18 protein-coding genes are annotated in these 16,137 nt (G+C 37.8%); 14 read left to right on the top strand and 4 right to left on the bottom strand.

Features of this window, described 5'->3' with window-relative positions; translation table 11 throughout:
- Positions 1–52 precede the first annotated feature (52 nt).
- The 3 genes from MMP60_RS09490 to MMP60_RS09480 all read right to left on the bottom strand — a co-directional run bounded on the left by MMP60_RS09490 (position 53) and on the right by MMP60_RS09480 (position 2,939).
- The gene (locus MMP60_RS09490) at positions 53–1,288 is read right to left on the bottom strand and encodes an ATP-binding protein (RefSeq protein WP_241336038.1); all 1,236 of its coding nucleotides are present in this window, start codon (positions 1,286–1,288) and stop codon (positions 53–55) included.
- Between the two features lie 185 nt (positions 1,289–1,473).
- Complete coding sequence (locus MMP60_RS09485; protein ID WP_241336214.1) at positions 1,474–2,379, bottom strand: alpha/beta hydrolase; 906 nt, start codon at positions 2,377–2,379, stop codon at positions 1,474–1,476.
- Positions 2,379–2,939: a PadR family transcriptional regulator gene (locus MMP60_RS09480; protein ID WP_018679260.1), complete on the bottom strand. Its 561-nt coding sequence runs from the start codon at positions 2,937–2,939 to the stop codon at positions 2,379–2,381. Before MMP60_RS09480 ends, MMP60_RS09485 begins: the two co-directional genes overlap by 1 nt.
- Positions 2,940–3,063: 124 nt before the next feature.
- Between MMP60_RS09480 and MMP60_RS09475 the strand changes: the two genes are divergently transcribed.
- From MMP60_RS09475 to MMP60_RS09460, 4 genes are all read left to right on the top strand, one after another.
- Entirely contained in the window at positions 3,064–5,088 is a 2,025-nt protein-coding gene (locus MMP60_RS09475) for an NADPH-dependent 2,4-dienoyl-CoA reductase (protein ID WP_241336037.1), read from the top strand.
- Between the two features lie 76 nt (positions 5,089–5,164).
- Positions 5,165–5,572 carry a nuclear transport factor 2 family protein gene (locus MMP60_RS09470; RefSeq protein ID WP_241336036.1) on the top strand — a complete coding sequence of 136 codons (408 nt, stop codon included), beginning with the start codon at positions 5,165–5,167 and terminating at the stop codon, positions 5,570–5,572.
- Positions 5,573–5,607: 35 nt separating this feature from the next.
- On the top strand, positions 5,608–6,324 hold the full coding sequence (locus tag MMP60_RS09465) for an SGNH/GDSL hydrolase family protein (RefSeq protein ID WP_241336035.1): 717 nt from the start codon (positions 5,608–5,610) through the stop codon (positions 6,322–6,324).
- A 19-nt stretch (positions 6,325–6,343) separates the two neighbouring features.
- A complete protein-coding gene (locus MMP60_RS09460) occupies positions 6,344–7,432 on the top strand; it encodes an alpha/beta hydrolase (protein ID WP_241336034.1) in 1,089 nt (362 codons plus the stop codon).
- A 69-nt stretch (positions 7,433–7,501) separates the two neighbouring features.
- Here MMP60_RS09460 and MMP60_RS09455 read toward each other — a convergent pair whose 3' ends face one another.
- On the bottom strand, positions 7,502–7,939 hold the full coding sequence (locus MMP60_RS09455) for an internalin (RefSeq protein WP_241336033.1): 438 nt from the start codon (positions 7,937–7,939) through the stop codon (positions 7,502–7,504).
- A gap of 370 nt (positions 7,940–8,309) precedes the next feature.
- On the opposite strand from MMP60_RS09455, the gene MMP60_RS09450 reads away from it, so the two are divergent.
- From MMP60_RS09450 to MMP60_RS09405, 10 genes are all read left to right on the top strand, one after another.
- On the top strand, positions 8,310–9,947 hold the full coding sequence (locus tag MMP60_RS09450) for a CTP synthase (protein ID WP_018679266.1): 1,638 nt from the start codon (positions 8,310–8,312) through the stop codon (positions 9,945–9,947).
- Between the two features lie 31 nt (positions 9,948–9,978).
- The gene (gene kdsA / locus MMP60_RS09445) at positions 9,979–10,836 is read left to right on the top strand and encodes a 3-deoxy-8-phosphooctulonate synthase (protein WP_018679267.1); all 858 of its coding nucleotides are present in this window, start codon (positions 9,979–9,981) and stop codon (positions 10,834–10,836) included.
- A gap of 61 nt (positions 10,837–10,897) precedes the next feature.
- Positions 10,898–12,187: a phosphopyruvate hydratase gene (eno, locus tag MMP60_RS09440; protein ID WP_241336032.1), complete on the top strand. Its 1,290-nt coding sequence runs from the start codon at positions 10,898–10,900 to the stop codon at positions 12,185–12,187.
- A 125-nt stretch (positions 12,188–12,312) separates the two neighbouring features.
- Positions 12,313–12,684 (top strand): cell division protein FtsB, encoded by a 372-nt coding sequence (gene ftsB, locus MMP60_RS09435; RefSeq protein ID WP_241336031.1) that lies wholly within the window; start codon positions 12,313–12,315, stop codon positions 12,682–12,684.
- Positions 12,668–13,372 (top strand): 2-C-methyl-D-erythritol 4-phosphate cytidylyltransferase, encoded by a 705-nt coding sequence (gene ispD / locus MMP60_RS09430; protein ID WP_241336030.1) that lies wholly within the window; start codon positions 12,668–12,670, stop codon positions 13,370–13,372. Before ftsB ends, ispD begins: the two co-directional genes overlap by 17 nt.
- Positions 13,373–13,485: 113 nt before the next feature.
- Positions 13,486–13,962, top strand: a complete 477-nt coding sequence (locus tag MMP60_RS09425) for a DUF6438 domain-containing protein (RefSeq protein WP_241336029.1) — start codon at positions 13,486–13,488, stop codon at positions 13,960–13,962.
- 78 nt (positions 13,963–14,040) lie between these two features.
- On the top strand, positions 14,041–14,295 hold the full coding sequence (locus MMP60_RS09420) for a hypothetical protein (RefSeq protein WP_018679272.1): 255 nt from the start codon (positions 14,041–14,043) through the stop codon (positions 14,293–14,295).
- Between the two features lie 4 nt (positions 14,296–14,299).
- Positions 14,300–15,052, top strand: a complete 753-nt coding sequence (locus MMP60_RS09415) for a zeta toxin family protein (RefSeq protein WP_241336028.1) — start codon at positions 14,300–14,302, stop codon at positions 15,050–15,052.
- Positions 15,053–15,132: 80 nt separating this feature from the next.
- Positions 15,133–15,552: a YeeE/YedE thiosulfate transporter family protein gene (locus MMP60_RS09410; protein WP_241336027.1), complete on the top strand. Its 420-nt coding sequence runs from the start codon at positions 15,133–15,135 to the stop codon at positions 15,550–15,552.
- Complete coding sequence (locus MMP60_RS09405) at positions 15,549–15,959, top strand: YeeE/YedE family protein (protein ID WP_241336026.1); 411 nt, start codon at positions 15,549–15,551, stop codon at positions 15,957–15,959. Before MMP60_RS09410 ends, MMP60_RS09405 begins: the two co-directional genes overlap by 4 nt.
- Positions 15,960–16,137: the final 178 nt, after the last annotated feature.

Here is a 16,137-nt window from a genome sequence, read left to right as displayed (position 1 = left end):
TAGCCTGAATAACGAGGCTATTTAACATCACTAGGGTAATTTTTGTAATCAATTACAAGTTTTCTTTGGACAGTAACCAATCTAAGGCATTCATTTTTACAATACCATTGTAATTTGCTTCCATGCCAATCGGGTCTAAGGTCAATAGATACTTGGGATATGAGTCAGATATTTTTTGTAGTGGACGCAATTCTCGCGCCAATGTATCTTCGTTAAGTGTCTCTAAGGCGACTTGATAATACGTCAAATTCTGTAGGGTATCGACAGCCACAAAATCAATTTCATATTCATCGACTCGACCTACATATACAGTATAGCCCCGCCGTATCAATTCTAAGTAGATTACATTTTCTAAAATATGTCCCTGATCGGCATTGGCATCTGGCAGCATAATGCGACGTAGACCAACATCAACCAAATAATATTTTTCAGATGACTGTAATAGCTCACGACCACGAACTTTGAATTGTGAGGCACTATAAAAAAGTAAACTATCTTGTAAGCCTTGAATATAACGTTTTACAGTTTCAAAGGAAATTTTTACGCCGCTTGATACAAATGTGTTTTTGATTTTATTGATTGAAATAGGGGAGCCAGTGACACTGGCTAAATATTTTGCTACACGTTCTAATGAATTGACATCGGCAGTATTTAGACGTGGTATGACATCTTTAAACATGATACTTGCATATACGGCTTGCAAATAATCATAGGTTTCCTGATTACTGTGCATTGCAAGGGTGTAGGGAAAACTACTGCGTATATACATGGCATATAAATCACGGTTGGATAATTGTTGAATGATCGGGTTATTTTCTACATGCCATTGTTTAAATTCTTGAAAAGAGAGCGGTAGGATATGTTGTTCAATGTAGCGTCCAGTCAGTAATGTGGCTAATTCTCCACTTAGAAAAAAGGCATTTGAACCTGTAATATATAAATCGATATAGTCTCGGACATATAAAGAATCAACGACTTTTTCAAATTGAGGAACATGCTGAATTTCATCTAAAAAAACATAATTTTGTTTGTTTTGATCTACTTTAGCTAAAATATATTGATGTAATTTGCGGTAGTCGGTGAGCTCTTCAAACTCCATCAGTTCAAAGTTAATCGCAATAATATTTTCAGCTTGTACACCTTGCGTAAGTAGATCCTGCTGAAATGATGCTAATAACGTTGATTTCCCTGAGCGGCGTACACCTGAAAGCACTTTAATCACATCACGCTCTTGCCATGTATGTAAAAAGTTTAAATAAGCTTCTCTACGGATTTTGGGTGTTTTCATCTTTACACCTAGGCTCTAATATTTTTATTAAATATAGCAAAGTTTAGAGTCTAAGTGTAAACATATGGATTATTTTGTAGAAATTTAGAGTCTGATCGAAAAATATCAACTTTGAATCATGTGTTTCAATAAGAAGAGAGTAAGCGAGACAATCGCACTCTCTATCCAAAAATAGCCTAAATAAATTAGGCTTCTTGTAAAAATTTGCCAATTTCCTGACTAAATTTTCTTGGTTCAGTAATCAGTGGTGTATGACCAGAATGCTCGAAATAAACTGTTTTGGCATCTGCTAGACTTTTGGCCACAATAGTTTGTCCTGTTTCAGCATACAGACTTGATTCACGACCAATAAAGAATGTAGTTGGACAACTAACTTGGCTAATTGCCTCTCGATAGTCTTCGTCATGGTTTAAATAGTTTTCTACATACCATAGCAAGTAATCAAGACGTTGAATCGGGAGTAAATATTTTTGTAGTAACGGTCGATTTAGGGCAAGTTTAAAGATTTTGGGGCTATATGTATTGCTGCTTTGTAATTCAATAAATGCACCCCATAAGCTTACGAGTTTATAACGAATATCACTTGGTAAGTCATCGAGTCGCTGTGCAAATCTATTTTCTAATAAAAGTGTTTGAATATTGAGGAGTAGATTTTTAAAACGTGCCTGTTTTTGCCCAAATAAGCCATATTGCCAAGTGTTGTCTACAGCAATTTTGGGGGTTTGATCAATATGTAAGTAGGCTTTGAGTTTTTGCCCCAAGCCGCCATGTTTCATCCCATGCATGGCTGTGGTTGCACCCATGGAATAACCGATCAGGATAAACTGATCTAATTTAAGTTGTTGAATAAGTGAATCTATATCGTCCCAATGGCTAGAAATAGCATCTTTGTTGGGTATAGCACAGTCTTTAGAGCCACCAAAACCACGCCAATCTGGAATGATAAATTCGTATTTTTTACGACTCGTAAATAAAAAAGGAAGCCATTGCCAACTTTGCATGCCAAGTCCTGACAGTACGAGTACAGGTTCTCCTTCACCTATACGTCGGACAAATAATTTTTCTTGATCAGGCATCGTATAGAACGGCATCATTGTTCTCCAATTTCGTTTATTTGCTCGAACTGTTTAAGTTGTGGAATCATTCGTTCTAGCCATTTTATCCATTCAATTTCTTTAATGATACCGAGTTCCAAAATCATTTTATGGATAAAAAGAATACGGCTAGTAGGTTCGTTATTTTTAAAGTCTTTATCATGGATTGTTTGGTAAAGACCGAGTTTTTCCTTGTGAAGTTCTAAGTGCCGTTCTAATTCTGGCAATATATTGTTACCACCGAGTTGTGCTTCGGCTCTTAATCTGACCATGAGGTCATCACGAAGCTGTGCAGGTTCACTTTGCTGTTCAATCCATGTTGCGAGTTGTATTCTTCCGAGTTGTTCAACCTGATAGGTTTTTTTTCGGCTATTTGCTGCTTGTTCTTCTAAGGTTGAAATCCATCCTTTTTTAAGCATACCATTGAGTTCACGGTAAATTTGCTGATGAGTCGCGTTCCAAAAGAAGCCCATTGAACGGTCAAAGCGACGCGCTAACTCAAAACCAGTACTTGGCTTTTCTAATAAGCTCGTCAATAAAACATGGGCAAGTGACATGATGATCCGTAATAAAAAATGACTCATCAGAATTATGCAATATGTTGCATAAAAATCAAATCTTGTTTATAACTTTGTGCAACAAGTTGCATTAGCAAGCAGATTGCTAGCCAAAGGAGAAAACATGTCAGCTTATCCACATTTATTACAACCACTTGACTTGGGTTTTACTACACTTAAAAACCGTGTGCTTATGGGTTCTATGCATATTGGTTTAGAAGAAGCACCTCAAGGTTATGAGCGTATGGCAGCATTTTATGCTGAACGTGCTAAGGGTGGCGTAAGTCTGATTGTAACAGGTGGTGTTTCTCCTAATGATGATGGTGTTGTATTCGCTCATGGTACAAAGTTAGATACAGTTGAAGAAGCAGAAAAACATAAAGTCATTACTCAAGCTGTACATGAGGCAGGTGGTAAGATCGCTATGCAAATTTTGCATACAGGTCGTTATTCTTACCAAGCAAATAATGTTGCGCCATCAGCGATTCAAGCGCCAATTAACCCAATTAAACCTAAAGCATTAAGTTCGGCTGAAGTGCAGCAAACCATTGATGACTTTGCGAATTGTGCCAAGCTTGCACAATATGCAGGTTATGATGGTGTTGAGATCATGGGTTCAGAAGGCTATTTGATTAATGAGTTTATTGCTGCACGTACTAACCATCGTGATGATGAATGGGGCGGTAGTTATGAAAACCGTATTCGTTTTCCGATTGAAATCGTAAAACGTACGCGTGCTTTAGTCGGTGAAAATTTCATTATTATTTACCGCTTATCTATGCTTGATTTGGTTGAAGGTGGTTCAAGCTTAGAAGAAGTTGTTCAGCTTGCTAAAGAAATTGAAAAAGCAGGTGCAACGATTCTGAATACTGGGATTGGCTGGCATGAAGCACGTATTCCAACGATTGCAACTAAAGTACCTCGTGCGGCATTCACGTGGGTGACTGAAAAGCTTAAAGGTACAGTTTCGATTCCTTTAATCACCTCAAACCGTATCAATACACCTGAAATGGCTGAACATGTGCTTGCTTCTGGTCATGCAGATATGATTTCGATGGCTCGTCCAATGTTGGCGGATGCTGATTTTGTATTAAAAGCAAGTGAAGGTCGCAGTGATGAAATCAATACATGTATTGGTTGTAACCAAGCATGTTTAGATCATATCTTCTCAATGAAGATCGCAACTTGTTTAGTCAATCCACGTGCATGTTATGAGACTGAACTTATTTTTAAAGAAACAAACGCTGTAAAAAATATTGCCGTGATTGGTGCAGGGCCAGCAGGGCTGAGCTTTGCAACTTATGCAGCAAGTCGTGGTCATAAAGTTAAAGTGTTTGATTCAAGCAATCAGATTGGTGGTCAGTTTAATATCGCGAAAACCATTCCTGGTAAAGAAGAATTCTACGAAACATTACGCTATTTCAAACGTCAAATTGAATTGCAACCGAATATTGAGCTTGTCTTAAATCACACGGCAACATACGAAGAGCTTAGCCAAGCGAATTACGATGAGATCGTTGTTGCAACAGGAGTAACACCGCGTCAATTACAATTTGAAGGGATTGATCATCCAAAAGTATTGAGCTATATCCAAGTATTGAAAGAGCGTATTGCTGTAGGTAAACGTGTCGCAATTATTGGTGCAGGTGGTATTGGTTTTGATACGGCTGAATATTTAACGCATGAAGGCGAGAGTGGTAGCTTAAACCCTGAAAAATTCTACGCAGAATGGGGAATTGATACGAGCTATGCGCAAGTAGGTGGCTTAAAGCAACCAGAGTTGGAAAAATCTGAGCGTGAAATTTACTTGTTACAACGCAAGAGCGCAGCCGTAGGTTCTAGTTTGGGTAAAACGACAGGTTGGATTCACCGTACAGGCTTAAAACATCGTGATGTAAAAATGATTGCGGGTGCAAGCTATGACAAGGTTGATGATCAAGGTTTACATATTACTGTAGATGGTCAGACAACAGTGTTAGAGGTTGACAATGTAGTGATTTGTGCAGGTCAAGAATCATATACCGCAATGTTTGATCAGCTTAAAGCTGATGGTAAAAACGTTCACTTGATTGGTGGTGCGAAAGAAGCAGGTGAATTAGATGCGAAACGTGCAATCCGTCAAGGTGCTGAGTTAGCTGCGGTTCTATAAATAGATGAATGAGACATTTCCTCTAGCTAGGGAATGTCTCTAACTTCATTGATGAAATGACAAAGGGAAAATAACAATGACACTTGCAACAACAAAACAATCTTTAAAAAACTGGCATCAAATGATTCAAACAGGTGATTTATCTATTCTCAGTCATCTTTTAGCTGATGATGTGGTATTTCGTTCGCCGATTGCATATAAGCCCTATGAGGGAAAACAAGTTGTTTTCTTCATTTTGACTAATGTGATTCAAGTTTTTCAGGATTTTACCTATCACCGTGAGTTTTATTCAGAAGACGGTGAAAATGCTGTACTAGAATTCAGTGCCAATGTTAGCGGTAAATCCTTAAAAGGCATTGATATGATCCGTTTTAATGAACATGGGCAGATCATTGATTTTGAAGTGATGATTCGACCAATGAGTGGTTTGGCTGCATTAGCTGAACAAATGGGTGCAAGAATTGCCCAGTATCAACCTCAGTAATACAATTAAATCGTCTAAGTCATACCGAGATTAACATGTGGTTAAAACTGTCAACTTTAGCGTTATTGCCTGTACTGTTTATACAAGGTACAAAGGTTCGTAAGAATACACCACATCTTATGGAAGCGAGTGGCGAACGTGAGGGCTTAATTGGGCAAGGAAAACCACTGTCTTTACTTATTTTGGGGGACTCAGCCGCAGCAGGTGTTGGTGTTGAGACTCAACAAGATGCTTTATCTGGTGCGATTATTTCAGAATTAAAGAATGAATATATTTTGCAATGGAAACTACATGCAAAAATAGGTGATACCACTAAACAAGTTTATCAAGCACTCCAACAGTTGGAACAAAGAAAATATGATGTAGTTGTCACGTCTATTGGTGTCAATGATGTGACCAAATTAACTTCGGCAAAGTCTTGGATAAAACAACAAAAACAATTATTTACTCAAATACAGAATCATTTTCAACCAAAATTGATTATTGTGTCTGGTGTACCGCCAATGCAGCATTTTCCAGCTTTGCCTGATCCTTTGGCATGGTTATTTGGTAAATATGCAGAACAAATGAATCAAGCATTACAACGATGGCTAGCGCCACAGAGTCAATTTAGATTCATACAATATGATATTGAAAATTTTCAGGCGATGAATTTACCCATGGCAAGTGATGGTTTTCATCCCAGTAAAGAAATTTATGCTATTTGGGGACAACAGGTCGCAGCATTAGTGCGACAGACATTTAACGCATAGTCAGAGGCAGTTGTTGCATATGGGCATATCTACTTTAAATAAAATTAAAGTCTTAGGTTCAGAGCTATTTGATTTGGTACTCGGTGCTGAGCAACCTAAAATGTATTATGACCCGAAAGGGAAAATTAAAGATGTTTTGGAAAAACTCCCCCAGTTGAAACAAAAATATCGCCCAACACCGTGGTTGAGTAATACCCATGTCCATCTTCTATATTTTGATGTGATTAAAAAGAAAACGATCAAGCTTGAATATGATCGTATTGATCAGCTTACGATGAAAGATGGTGGAGTAACAGCGATTGCTTGGTATGGCTATGATCTTCCGCCAGAAACGCCAACCGTTGTGATCATGCATACCATTACAGGAACACCTGAGAGTATGCGTGAGTTGGTCAAAGACTTGCATACATATACAGGTTGGCGCATTGCACTTTGCTTACGCCGTGGGCATGCGGGTTTACCAATGCCCGTACCACGTATCTCACTATTTGGTTTGACGACTGATTTGCGAGAGCAATTAGATCATATTCAAACTCTATTTCCAGCGTCCGATTTATATGCTGTAGGTTCTTCCGCAGGAACAGGATTATTGGTGCGCTATTTGGGTGAACAAGGTTCTGATACACCATTTAAAGCTGCTTTTGCGATGTGTCCAGGTTATAACACCGAGATTGGTTTTAAAAATGTGCATCCTTTTTATAGCAAAATGATGACCAAGAAGTTGTTCAAGTATTTTATTTATCCGTATCAGAATACATGGAGTCAGGTTGCTTCATTAGATCAAGTACTCGCAACGACTAATTTGGAAGCATTTGAGAAAGCATATTTTGAGATGGCTGGTTTTGAGGATTATCAGAGTTACTGCCAAGCAATTAACCCAATCTATGTATTGGAAAATATCAAAATTCCATTGATGGTTTTGAATGCAGAAGATGATCCAGTTTGCTCAATTAAGAACTTAGACCCTTATAAAGATGTGGTTCGGCAAATGGAAAATATTGCTGTGATTACCACCAAAAAGGGAAGCCACTGTGGTTTCTATGAAAGTTTAGAAGTGAAATCGTGGGCATCGCGTCTTATGGCTGATTTTTTTAAACATTATTCGTAAATTTAAATAGACAAAAAAGCCATGAGCTGCGATTGAAGCAATTCATGGCTTTTTAAAGATATCAATAAATTAATTATTTAAGGCAGGCGTTGCAGCAGCAATTGCGGCAGCTACGGCATCATCTTCAGTTTGTGCTGCAGCAGGTTTTACGGCTTTAGGTTGTTCTACTTTAGCTGGTTTAGGTTGCTCAGCTTGGGCAGTTGTTGCTGTTGCTTCTTCAGTTGCTTGAATTTGAGCAGGTTGCGTTTCACGACGAATTTCTGTGGTTGTATTCGCTGTTTGTTCTCGACTTATTTCAATCACAGGAGCAGGTGTTGCAGGTTTATCTACGCTTTCCAAAGGTTGGAATTCTTGGGTTTGTTCTGGTTGAGATGCTGCTTGAGTCGTTTGTGCTTCAGATGCCTGTTCTGATTGTTCTTCATTTTTTGGCTCTTCTTTTTTCACACAAGCAGTCAGTAATAGACCAGTTGCAAGCGCTGCACAAATTAAAAGTTTTTTATTCGCCATTGTTAAAGCTACATATTGAATTAAGGATGGCTTGAATTATAACAGTAAAATTAGATGAAGAAATCACTCGGTTTTATTGAGTTTGTTGATATTTTATAAATGTTTGAGCAAGGATGTTTGTTCTCAGAAACCTGTAACAGGAATCCAGTGAATTGTTTACTCAGTACATGCGGTTGTTTTATGGGCTAAAGGTCATCTATGTATGAAATATCCACAAATCCCATAAAATTTTATTGAAAATGCTGATAGAATAGTCAGTTGTTTATAGTTCTTTGAATTGATGCGGTTTGACTTTGCTTTATAGGTGCAGAGTACAGTAAAATTACCCAACATTGTAGGCCGATTTCGGCTCGATTGTACGAGAAACTCAATGACCCATTTTATTTTTGTCACTGGTGGTGTGGTTTCATCACTAGGTAAAGGTATTTCTGCTGCTTCTGTTGCCGCACTTTTGGAAGCTCGTGGCTTAAAAGTCACAATGGTAAAAATGGATCCATACATTAATGTCGATCCAGGTACCATGAGCCCATTTCAGCACGGTGAAGTTTTCGTCACAGAGGATGGTGCTGAAACTGACTTAGATTTGGGATATTACGAACGTTTCTTACGTCGTGCGAAAATGACCAAACTGAATAACTTTACCAGTGGTCGTGTATATCAAGACGTTTTAAATAAAGAGCGTCGTGGTGACTACTTAGGTGGTACGGTTCAAGTTATTCCACATATTACCGATAATATTAAAGAACGTGTACTTCGTGCAGGCGAAGGTTATGACGTTGCCATCGTTGAGATTGGCGGTACGGTTGGTGATATCGAATCACTTCCATTTATGGAATCTGTACGTCAGCTTATGGTTGAGCTTGGTCATAAACGTACTATGCTGATGCATTTGACATTATTGCCATATATCAAGTCTGCTGCTGAACTCAAAACCAAACCAACTCAACATTCGGTTAAAGAACTTCTTTCGATCGGTATTCAGCCAGATATCTTAATTTGCCGTACTGAATACGATGTCGATGTTGATACTAAACGTAAAATTGCATTGTTCACCAATGTTGAAGCGCGTGCTGTTGTAGTATGTAAAGATGCAAAAACCATCTATCAAATTCCACGTACGTTCTATGAGCAAAATGTTGATGACTTAATTTGTGAACGTTTTGGTTTTAATGATCTTCCTGAAGCAAATCTTGAAGATTGGGATAATGTCGTAGAAGCATTATTGAACCCAGAATACACAGTACGTGTTGCGATGGTAGGTAAATATGTTGAATTACCAGATGCTTATAAATCTGTAAATGAAGCACTTTTACATGCTGGTATTCAAAATCGCGTTAAAGTTCAAATTGATTACGTCAATGCTGAAGACCTTGAACAGCAAGATGTTAGCGTCTTAAGTACTGCGGATGCGATTTTAGTTCCAGGCGGTTTTGGTGAGCGTGGTACAGAAGGCAAAATGCGTGCAATTCAATATGCACGTGAAAACAATGTTCCTTTCTTAGGTATTTGTTTAGGTATGCAATTGGCAGTGATTGAATTTGCACGCCATGTTGCAGCTATGCCAGAAGCAAGCTCAACTGAATTTAATCGTTCAACCAAGTACCCATTAATTGGTCTCATCACTGAATGGTTAGATGAACGTGGCGAGTTACAACAGCGCAGCCTTGAATCAGATTTAGGTGGCACGATGCGTTTAGGCGCACAAAAGTCTGAACTGGTTGAAGGTTCTAAAACACGTGCAGTCTATGGTAAAGCTGAAATTACTGAACGTCATCGCCATCGTTATGAAATGAATGATCGTTTTATCCCTGCTTTAGAACAAGCTGGTATGAAAATATCGGGTTATTCTTCAGTACAACATTTAGTTGAAACTGTAGAAATTCCTGAACATTCTTGGTTTATTGCTGTACAATTCCACCCAGAATTTACAAGTTCACCACGTGATGGACATCCATTATTTGCTAGTTTTATTGATGCTGCAAAGAAACAGCACCAAAACAGTAAGTAAGGTAGGCTTTTAAGGAACTGGGAAAGTTTAAATGTCACACTTAAAACCACAAGAAGTTGTACGTTTAGGCGATATACAAATGGCAAATCATTTGCCATTTGTATTATTTGGCGGAATGAACGTATTAGAGTCAAAAGATTTAGCATTTGAAATTGCTGAAACTTATGTTGATATTTGCAAACGCTTAGATATTCCTTATGTATTTAAGGCGAGCTTTGATAAAGCAAACCGTTCAAGCCTGAGTTCATTCCGTGGACCAGGTTTAGAAAAAGGAATTGAATGGCTTGCCGACATTAAGAAACATTTTAATGTGCCGATTATCACTGACGTTCATGAACCCTACCAAGCAGCGCCTGTTGCTGAAGTTGCAGATATTATCCAACTTCCTGCCTTTCTAAGTCGTCAGACTGATCTCGTTGAGGCAATGGCAAAAACTCAAGCCATTATCAATATCAAAAAAGCACAGTTCTTAGCACCACACGAAATGCGTCATATTTTGCATAAGTGTTTAGAGGCTGGAAATGACAAGCTCATTCTTTGTGAACGTGGTTCAGCATTTGGTTATAACAATTTGGTTGTAGATATGCTGGGCTTTGACATCATGAAAGAAATGAATGTGCCCGTATTCTTTGATGTAACGCATTCATTACAAACCCCTGGCGGACGTGCAGATTCTGCGGGTGGTCGCCGTGCTCAAATTACAACTTTAGCACGTGCGGGTATGGCAACTGGTTTAGCTGGTTTGTTTTTAGAAGCACATCCAGAACCAGAAATTGCAAAATGTGATGGGCCTTGTGCGTTACGTTTATCTCAGCTTGAGCCATTTTTGGCACAACTCAAAGAATTGGATACTTTAGTCAAAGGATTCAAAAAGTTAGACACACACTGAGTTTTTACTCACATACGCTGCTTTAATCGCAGCTCATATTCATTCAACAGAGGAATTGTTCATGAGCCAAATCGTTGACATCCGTGCACGTGAAATTTTGGACTCTCGTGGTAACCCAACCATCGAAGCAGATGTAATTTTAGAATCTGGCGTTGTTGGTCGTGCATGTGCGCCATCTGGTGCTTCGACTGGTTCTCGTGAAGCCTTAGAACTTCGTGATGGTGATAAAGCACGTTACTTAGGTAAAGGTGTTCGTACAGCAGTTAATAACGTAAACACGATTATCCGTGATGCTTTAGTCGGCAAATCAGTATTTGAACAAAAAGACATCGATAACACGATGATCGAACTAGATGGTACTGAAAACAAAGAAAAATTGGGTGCAAATGCAACTTTAGCGGTATCGCTAGCTGCTGCACGTGCTGCTGCTGATGAAAAGAAAATTCCTCTTTTCCAATACATCGCTGATCTCCGTGGTCAAACAATTTTGACTATGCCTGTACCAATGATGAACATCATCAATGGTGGTTCGCATGCAGACAACAATGTTGATATTCAAGAGTTTATGATTGAGCCTGTAGGCTTTACTTCATTCGCTGAAGCATTACGTGCGGGTGCTGAAATCTTCCATTCTCTAAAATCAGTTTTAAACAAAAAAGGTTTAAATACTGCTGTAGGCGATGAAGGTGGTTTTGCACCGAACTTACGTTCAAACGAAGAAGCAATCACTGTTATTCTTGAAGCGATTGGTCAAACTGGTTACAAAGCGGGTTCTGACATTATGTTAGCACTTGACTGTGCATCTTCAGAATTTTACAAGAATGGTCAGTACATCCTTGCAGGTGAAGGTAATAAAGCATTCACAAGCAACCAGTTCTCTGATTATTTAGCAGGTCTTGTAAACCAATACCCAATCATTTCGATTGAAGATGGTTTAGATGAATCTGACTGGGAAGGTTGGAGCTATTTAACATCAATCCTTGGTGACAAAATCCAATTGGTTGGCGATGATTTATTCGTAACCAATCCTAAGATTTTACAACGTGGTATTAATGAGAAAGTAGGTAACTCTATTCTGATCAAATATAACCAAATTGGTACGTTGACTGAAACTTTAGATGCAATTTACCTTGCGAAAGCAAACGGTTATAGCACTGTAATCTCACACCGTTCAGGTGAAACTGAAGATTCAACAATTGCTGACTTAGCAGTAGGTACAGCAGCGGGTCAAATCAAGACCGGTTCACTATGCCGTTCTGACCGTGTAGCGAAATATAACCAATTACTTCGTATTGAAGAATTAACGAACGCAGCTTACCGCGGTAAAGCTGAATTCAAAGGTCTAAACTAAGGTCAATTTATCTATGTTGAATACTTCTGATCATCTTTCTTTACAAAAGACAGAAACTCTGCAAATTCATAATCCTATAGAATTTGTAGATGATCTTCCTTTGTTAGGGATGTAGGGAGTTTTCCATGATAGAAATGTTTCGATCGACCTCGAGTAAATTGATTCTGTTACTTGTTACCGTTTTGGTGGCAAGTCTACAGTACCAATTTTGGCTAGGTGAGGGTGGTTATTTCCCTCATCAAGCCTTGACTCAGCAAATTAAGCAACAAGTCGAAGTCAATACCGAACTAAAAGAGCGCAATCGTATTTTAGCAGCTGAAGTTTTTGACTTAAAAAACGGAACTGAGGCAATAGAAGAACATGCACGTTTGGATCTAGGTCTCGTTAAACCCAATGAAACTTTTGTACAAATGAGTACGATTAGCACTCATTACAAGCCTATTTATATTGACCCAAATGCAAAAATAGATGCATCGACCAATGAAAACCCAGACTAAGCTATGGGCGGTTGTGCCAGCAGCAGGCTCGGGCAGTCGTTTTTCAAAAACTGAATTAAAACAATATCAATATATTCAAAATCATACTGTACTTGAACATACCGTAAAGCGACTTAATACTTTAGATTTGGCTGGATGTGTACTCGCGATCGGTGAACAGGATACCTTTGCTAAAACAATTATATTTCAGCACCAAAATAGATTACATTTTTGTCTAGGTGGCGCAGAGCGTGTTGATTCTGTTCTAAATGCATTACTTTATTTATCTCAAATTGCCCATGATGATGATTGGGTTTTAGTACATGATGCTGCACGTCCATGTGTGACAACAGCATGCTTAGAAAAATTAGTAAAATCGGCAATCGACTCAGATCAAAGTAATATTTTAGCGATACCAGTCCGTGATACGCTTAAACAAGTACTCAATCAAAATCAAATTGAAAAAACAGTAAGTCGTGCGTTGTTATGGCAAGCACAAACACCGCAAATGGCTAAATTAGGTATTTTACGAAAAGCCATTGAAAAATCATTATTGGATAATATTCTAATTACAGACGAAGCAAGCGCTTTGGAATATATAAATGAACCTGTACACGTCGTACAAGGACGTTCAGACAATATTAAAATTACCTATACCGATGATTTAGAATTGGCTCGATTAATTCTTCAATCACAGCAACATACTTAATTTTTAACAGAAATAGCCTAAGTAAATTAATTGCATACTTTTATACCAATATGAATGACAAAAAAAATGTGATTTGTTAAATTAAAAGGACATAATTTATAACGGATAAACAAATGAAAAAATTATTACTTTTAAGCTTTTTTACTTTTTCTTTTCTTGGATGTGCATCTACGTCTCAACAACCTCAGGATACTGTACAAGAAACAATTCGCTACTCATCGAGTCCATGTTTTGGAGCATGTCCAATCTATTCAGTCGATGTAACCCCATCGGGTGCAGTACATTTTAATGGTAAGCAATATACAAAAGTGATGGGAGAGCATGATTTAACAGTAGATCCATCTGTTTATAAAAAACTACAATATGAATTAAAGACTTATCGTCCAGAAACAGGTGCAAATGTTAAAACAACAGGCTGTCAGCAAATCACAGCAGATCAACCAAGTGGATATTTCTCATGGATTCAAGCAAATGGTACAACAACTAAATTAAGCCATTATACAGGTTGTATTTCTCCCGCAAATTTAGAGTTAAATGAGCTGATTGATAAACTACCGAAATTGATCGGTATTGATGATTTAGTACATTAAACTAGCTGTTGCTAAAATAGACAAATTTGGCATTTATGTTAGTATAAGTACAAGCACAATCATGCGGAGGAGTCATCAATGACAGCTTTTACAATCATGAATATGAGTATGCAAGAAGAGGATCATCTTCCTGATCTTGCTGTACAAGCATTCCGCAATGCTTTTAAACATGCGAGCCAGTCTTCAACTGTGGTATATGCCAAAAATCATCAGCTATTAAAGCAATTACCAACAGGTGAGATTAGTGTGATTAAAGATATATCAACAGCTTATACGTCTATTTCAGCGCAACATCATGTACTAAAACGTAAGAAAAAGCAGGCTATTGTATAAGTTAATGCGACAATTTAAGCCTAGAATTCGTATGTTTGCGGGCCCAAATGGTTCTGGGAAAAGTACGATTAAAGATTATTTATTGCCCCGACATATCGGGGCATATTTAAATGCAGATGAACTCGAAAAAATTTTAAATCAAACACAAATTGTAGATTTAAATACTTATCATGAGTCCTTGGATTGTATAAAACTGGTTGAATTTTTAAAAACTAAAAACAAGCAAATAGATCAACAGATTCACCCTTTATTAAGCCAAGAACCTGATTTACTGGCAGAAAATAAAATTCTTTTTGTCAAAGCAGATGTGGATTCGTACCTTGCAGCACGCATTATTGATTTTATTCGACTAGAATTTTTGAAATTAAAAATAAGTTTTACTTTTGAGACTGTTATGTCACATATAAGTAAAGTTGAGTTTTTAAAAGCTGCTCAGAAACAAGGTTTTAAAACATACTTGTATTATGTTTCTACCGTTGACCCTGAAATTAATATTGCAAGAGTTCAATATCGAGTGACTACGGGAGGGCATCCTGTACCTGAGCAAAAAATTCGTGATCGTTACTATCGCAGTATGGATTTACTCATGCAGGCTGTAGAAATGACGGATCGCACTTTTATCTTTGATAATTCGTCTAATGGTGAAAAAGCGGCTTTTCTCGCTGAGATTGAGCAAGCAGAATGGCTAAAACTGAATCCTATCGTCACAGATTTTCCAATTTGGTTTGTAGAAAAAGTATTGACCGAGTTTGAGTAAAAAATTGGCTACAAAAAAGGCTTTAATTATTATACTTAATGATATAATATAAAAATATATAATGTATATTTGGATGAATCATGTCTAGCATCATCTCGGCTTTGATCGGTGGTGGAATTCTGGGGCTTGCCGTTGTTGGCTATTTATATGTCAATGGTCGTATTACAGGCATCAGTGGTCTGCTTGCACAAGTGTTACAACCAAAGCTTTTGGTTCGTAGTTCGGCTTTGTGGTTTTTACTTGGACTATTCGTGACACCGTTCATTTATCAGATTTTTGTAAAACCAGAAATTGTTATTGAATCCTCTCCGATTGGGTTGGTCATCGCAGGTCTTTTGGTTGGTTTTGGGACTCGTTTAGGTTCTGGCTGTACCAGTGGGCATGGAATCTGTGGAATTAGTCGTTTATCCATACGTTCTATGATTGCTACAGTTACATTTATGTTAGCAGGAATCGTAACTGTATATGTTATTCGCCATATCATCGGAGCCACGCTATGAAAAATATACTTGCTTTCATTTTTGGTAGCTTATTTGCATTAGGCTTGTTGATTTCAGGGATGTCTAATCCTGAGAAAGTTTTGGGTTTCTTAGATATTTTGGGACAATGGGATATAAGTTTAATGTTCGTGATGATGGGGGCAATCATTGTGGCAATTATTCCATTCCAAAAAGCGATTCGAAATCCGAAAACGATCTTTGGAGAAGAAATATCATTACCAATGAATACCCATATTGATAAAAAGTTAATTGTTGGTTCGAGTCTTTTTGGAGTCGGTTGGGGGATTGCAGGAATTTGTCCAGCACCAGCAATTACATTGATTGGATTAGGTTATTCACAAGCTTGGTATTTTATTGCTGCGATGCTATTAGGTATGTCTGTACATCGTTTGTGGTCCGAACGATAGGCTGCATGATTTAATATGGCATCATTCATCAAGCTACATTTCTTACATGTGGCTTGATTATTAGAATTAGAGAAAATTCTTAGCACAAAATTTATTTTGTAAAAGTATTACAAAAACCATTTTGTCTTTTTAAGAATAGCCATTGTCCTAAATTGGAAATTCACCTTCTAAAGAATAT

Source organism: Acinetobacter sp. ANC 4805 (assembly GCF_022549495.1).
GTDB lineage: Bacteria > Pseudomonadota > Gammaproteobacteria > Pseudomonadales > Moraxellaceae > Acinetobacter.
This window is presented reverse-complemented; position numbering and strand designations above follow the sequence as displayed.

Excerpts from the sequence above, each read along its gene's own strand:
- MMP60_RS09490 (WP_241336038.1), bottom strand. The coding sequence starts at position 1,288 with ATGAAAACACCCAAAATCCGTAGAGAAGCTTATTTAAACTTTTTACAT.
- MMP60_RS09485 (WP_241336214.1), bottom strand. The coding sequence starts at position 2,379 with ATGCCGTTCTATACGATGCCTGATCAAGAAAAATTATTTGTCCGACGT.
- MMP60_RS09480 (WP_018679260.1), bottom strand. The coding sequence starts at position 2,939 with ATGTCACTTGCCCATGTTTTATTGACGAGCTTATTAGAAAAGCCAAGT.
- MMP60_RS09475 (WP_241336037.1), top strand. The coding sequence starts at position 3,064 with ATGTCAGCTTATCCACATTTATTACAACCACTTGACTTGGGTTTTACT.
- MMP60_RS09470 (WP_241336036.1), top strand. The coding sequence starts at position 5,165 with ATGACACTTGCAACAACAAAACAATCTTTAAAAAACTGGCATCAAATG.
- MMP60_RS09465 (WP_241336035.1), top strand. The coding sequence starts at position 5,608 with ATGTGGTTAAAACTGTCAACTTTAGCGTTATTGCCTGTACTGTTTATA.
- MMP60_RS09460 (WP_241336034.1), top strand. The coding sequence starts at position 6,344 with ATGGGCATATCTACTTTAAATAAAATTAAAGTCTTAGGTTCAGAGCTA.
- MMP60_RS09455 (WP_241336033.1), bottom strand. The coding sequence starts at position 7,939 with ATGGCGAATAAAAAACTTTTAATTTGTGCAGCGCTTGCAACTGGTCTA.
- MMP60_RS09450 (WP_018679266.1), top strand. The coding sequence starts at position 8,310 with ATGACCCATTTTATTTTTGTCACTGGTGGTGTGGTTTCATCACTAGGT.
- kdsA (WP_018679267.1), top strand. The coding sequence starts at position 9,979 with ATGTCACACTTAAAACCACAAGAAGTTGTACGTTTAGGCGATATACAA.
- eno (WP_241336032.1), top strand. The coding sequence starts at position 10,898 with ATGAGCCAAATCGTTGACATCCGTGCACGTGAAATTTTGGACTCTCGT.
- ftsB (WP_241336031.1), top strand. The coding sequence starts at position 12,313 with ATGATAGAAATGTTTCGATCGACCTCGAGTAAATTGATTCTGTTACTT.
- ispD (WP_241336030.1), top strand. The coding sequence starts at position 12,668 with ATGAAAACCCAGACTAAGCTATGGGCGGTTGTGCCAGCAGCAGGCTCG.
- MMP60_RS09425 (WP_241336029.1), top strand. The coding sequence starts at position 13,486 with ATGAAAAAATTATTACTTTTAAGCTTTTTTACTTTTTCTTTTCTTGGA.
- MMP60_RS09420 (WP_018679272.1), top strand. The coding sequence starts at position 14,041 with ATGACAGCTTTTACAATCATGAATATGAGTATGCAAGAAGAGGATCAT.
- MMP60_RS09415 (WP_241336028.1), top strand. The coding sequence starts at position 14,300 with ATGCGACAATTTAAGCCTAGAATTCGTATGTTTGCGGGCCCAAATGGT.
- MMP60_RS09410 (WP_241336027.1), top strand. The coding sequence starts at position 15,133 with ATGTCTAGCATCATCTCGGCTTTGATCGGTGGTGGAATTCTGGGGCTT.
- MMP60_RS09405 (WP_241336026.1), top strand. The coding sequence starts at position 15,549 with ATGAAAAATATACTTGCTTTCATTTTTGGTAGCTTATTTGCATTAGGC.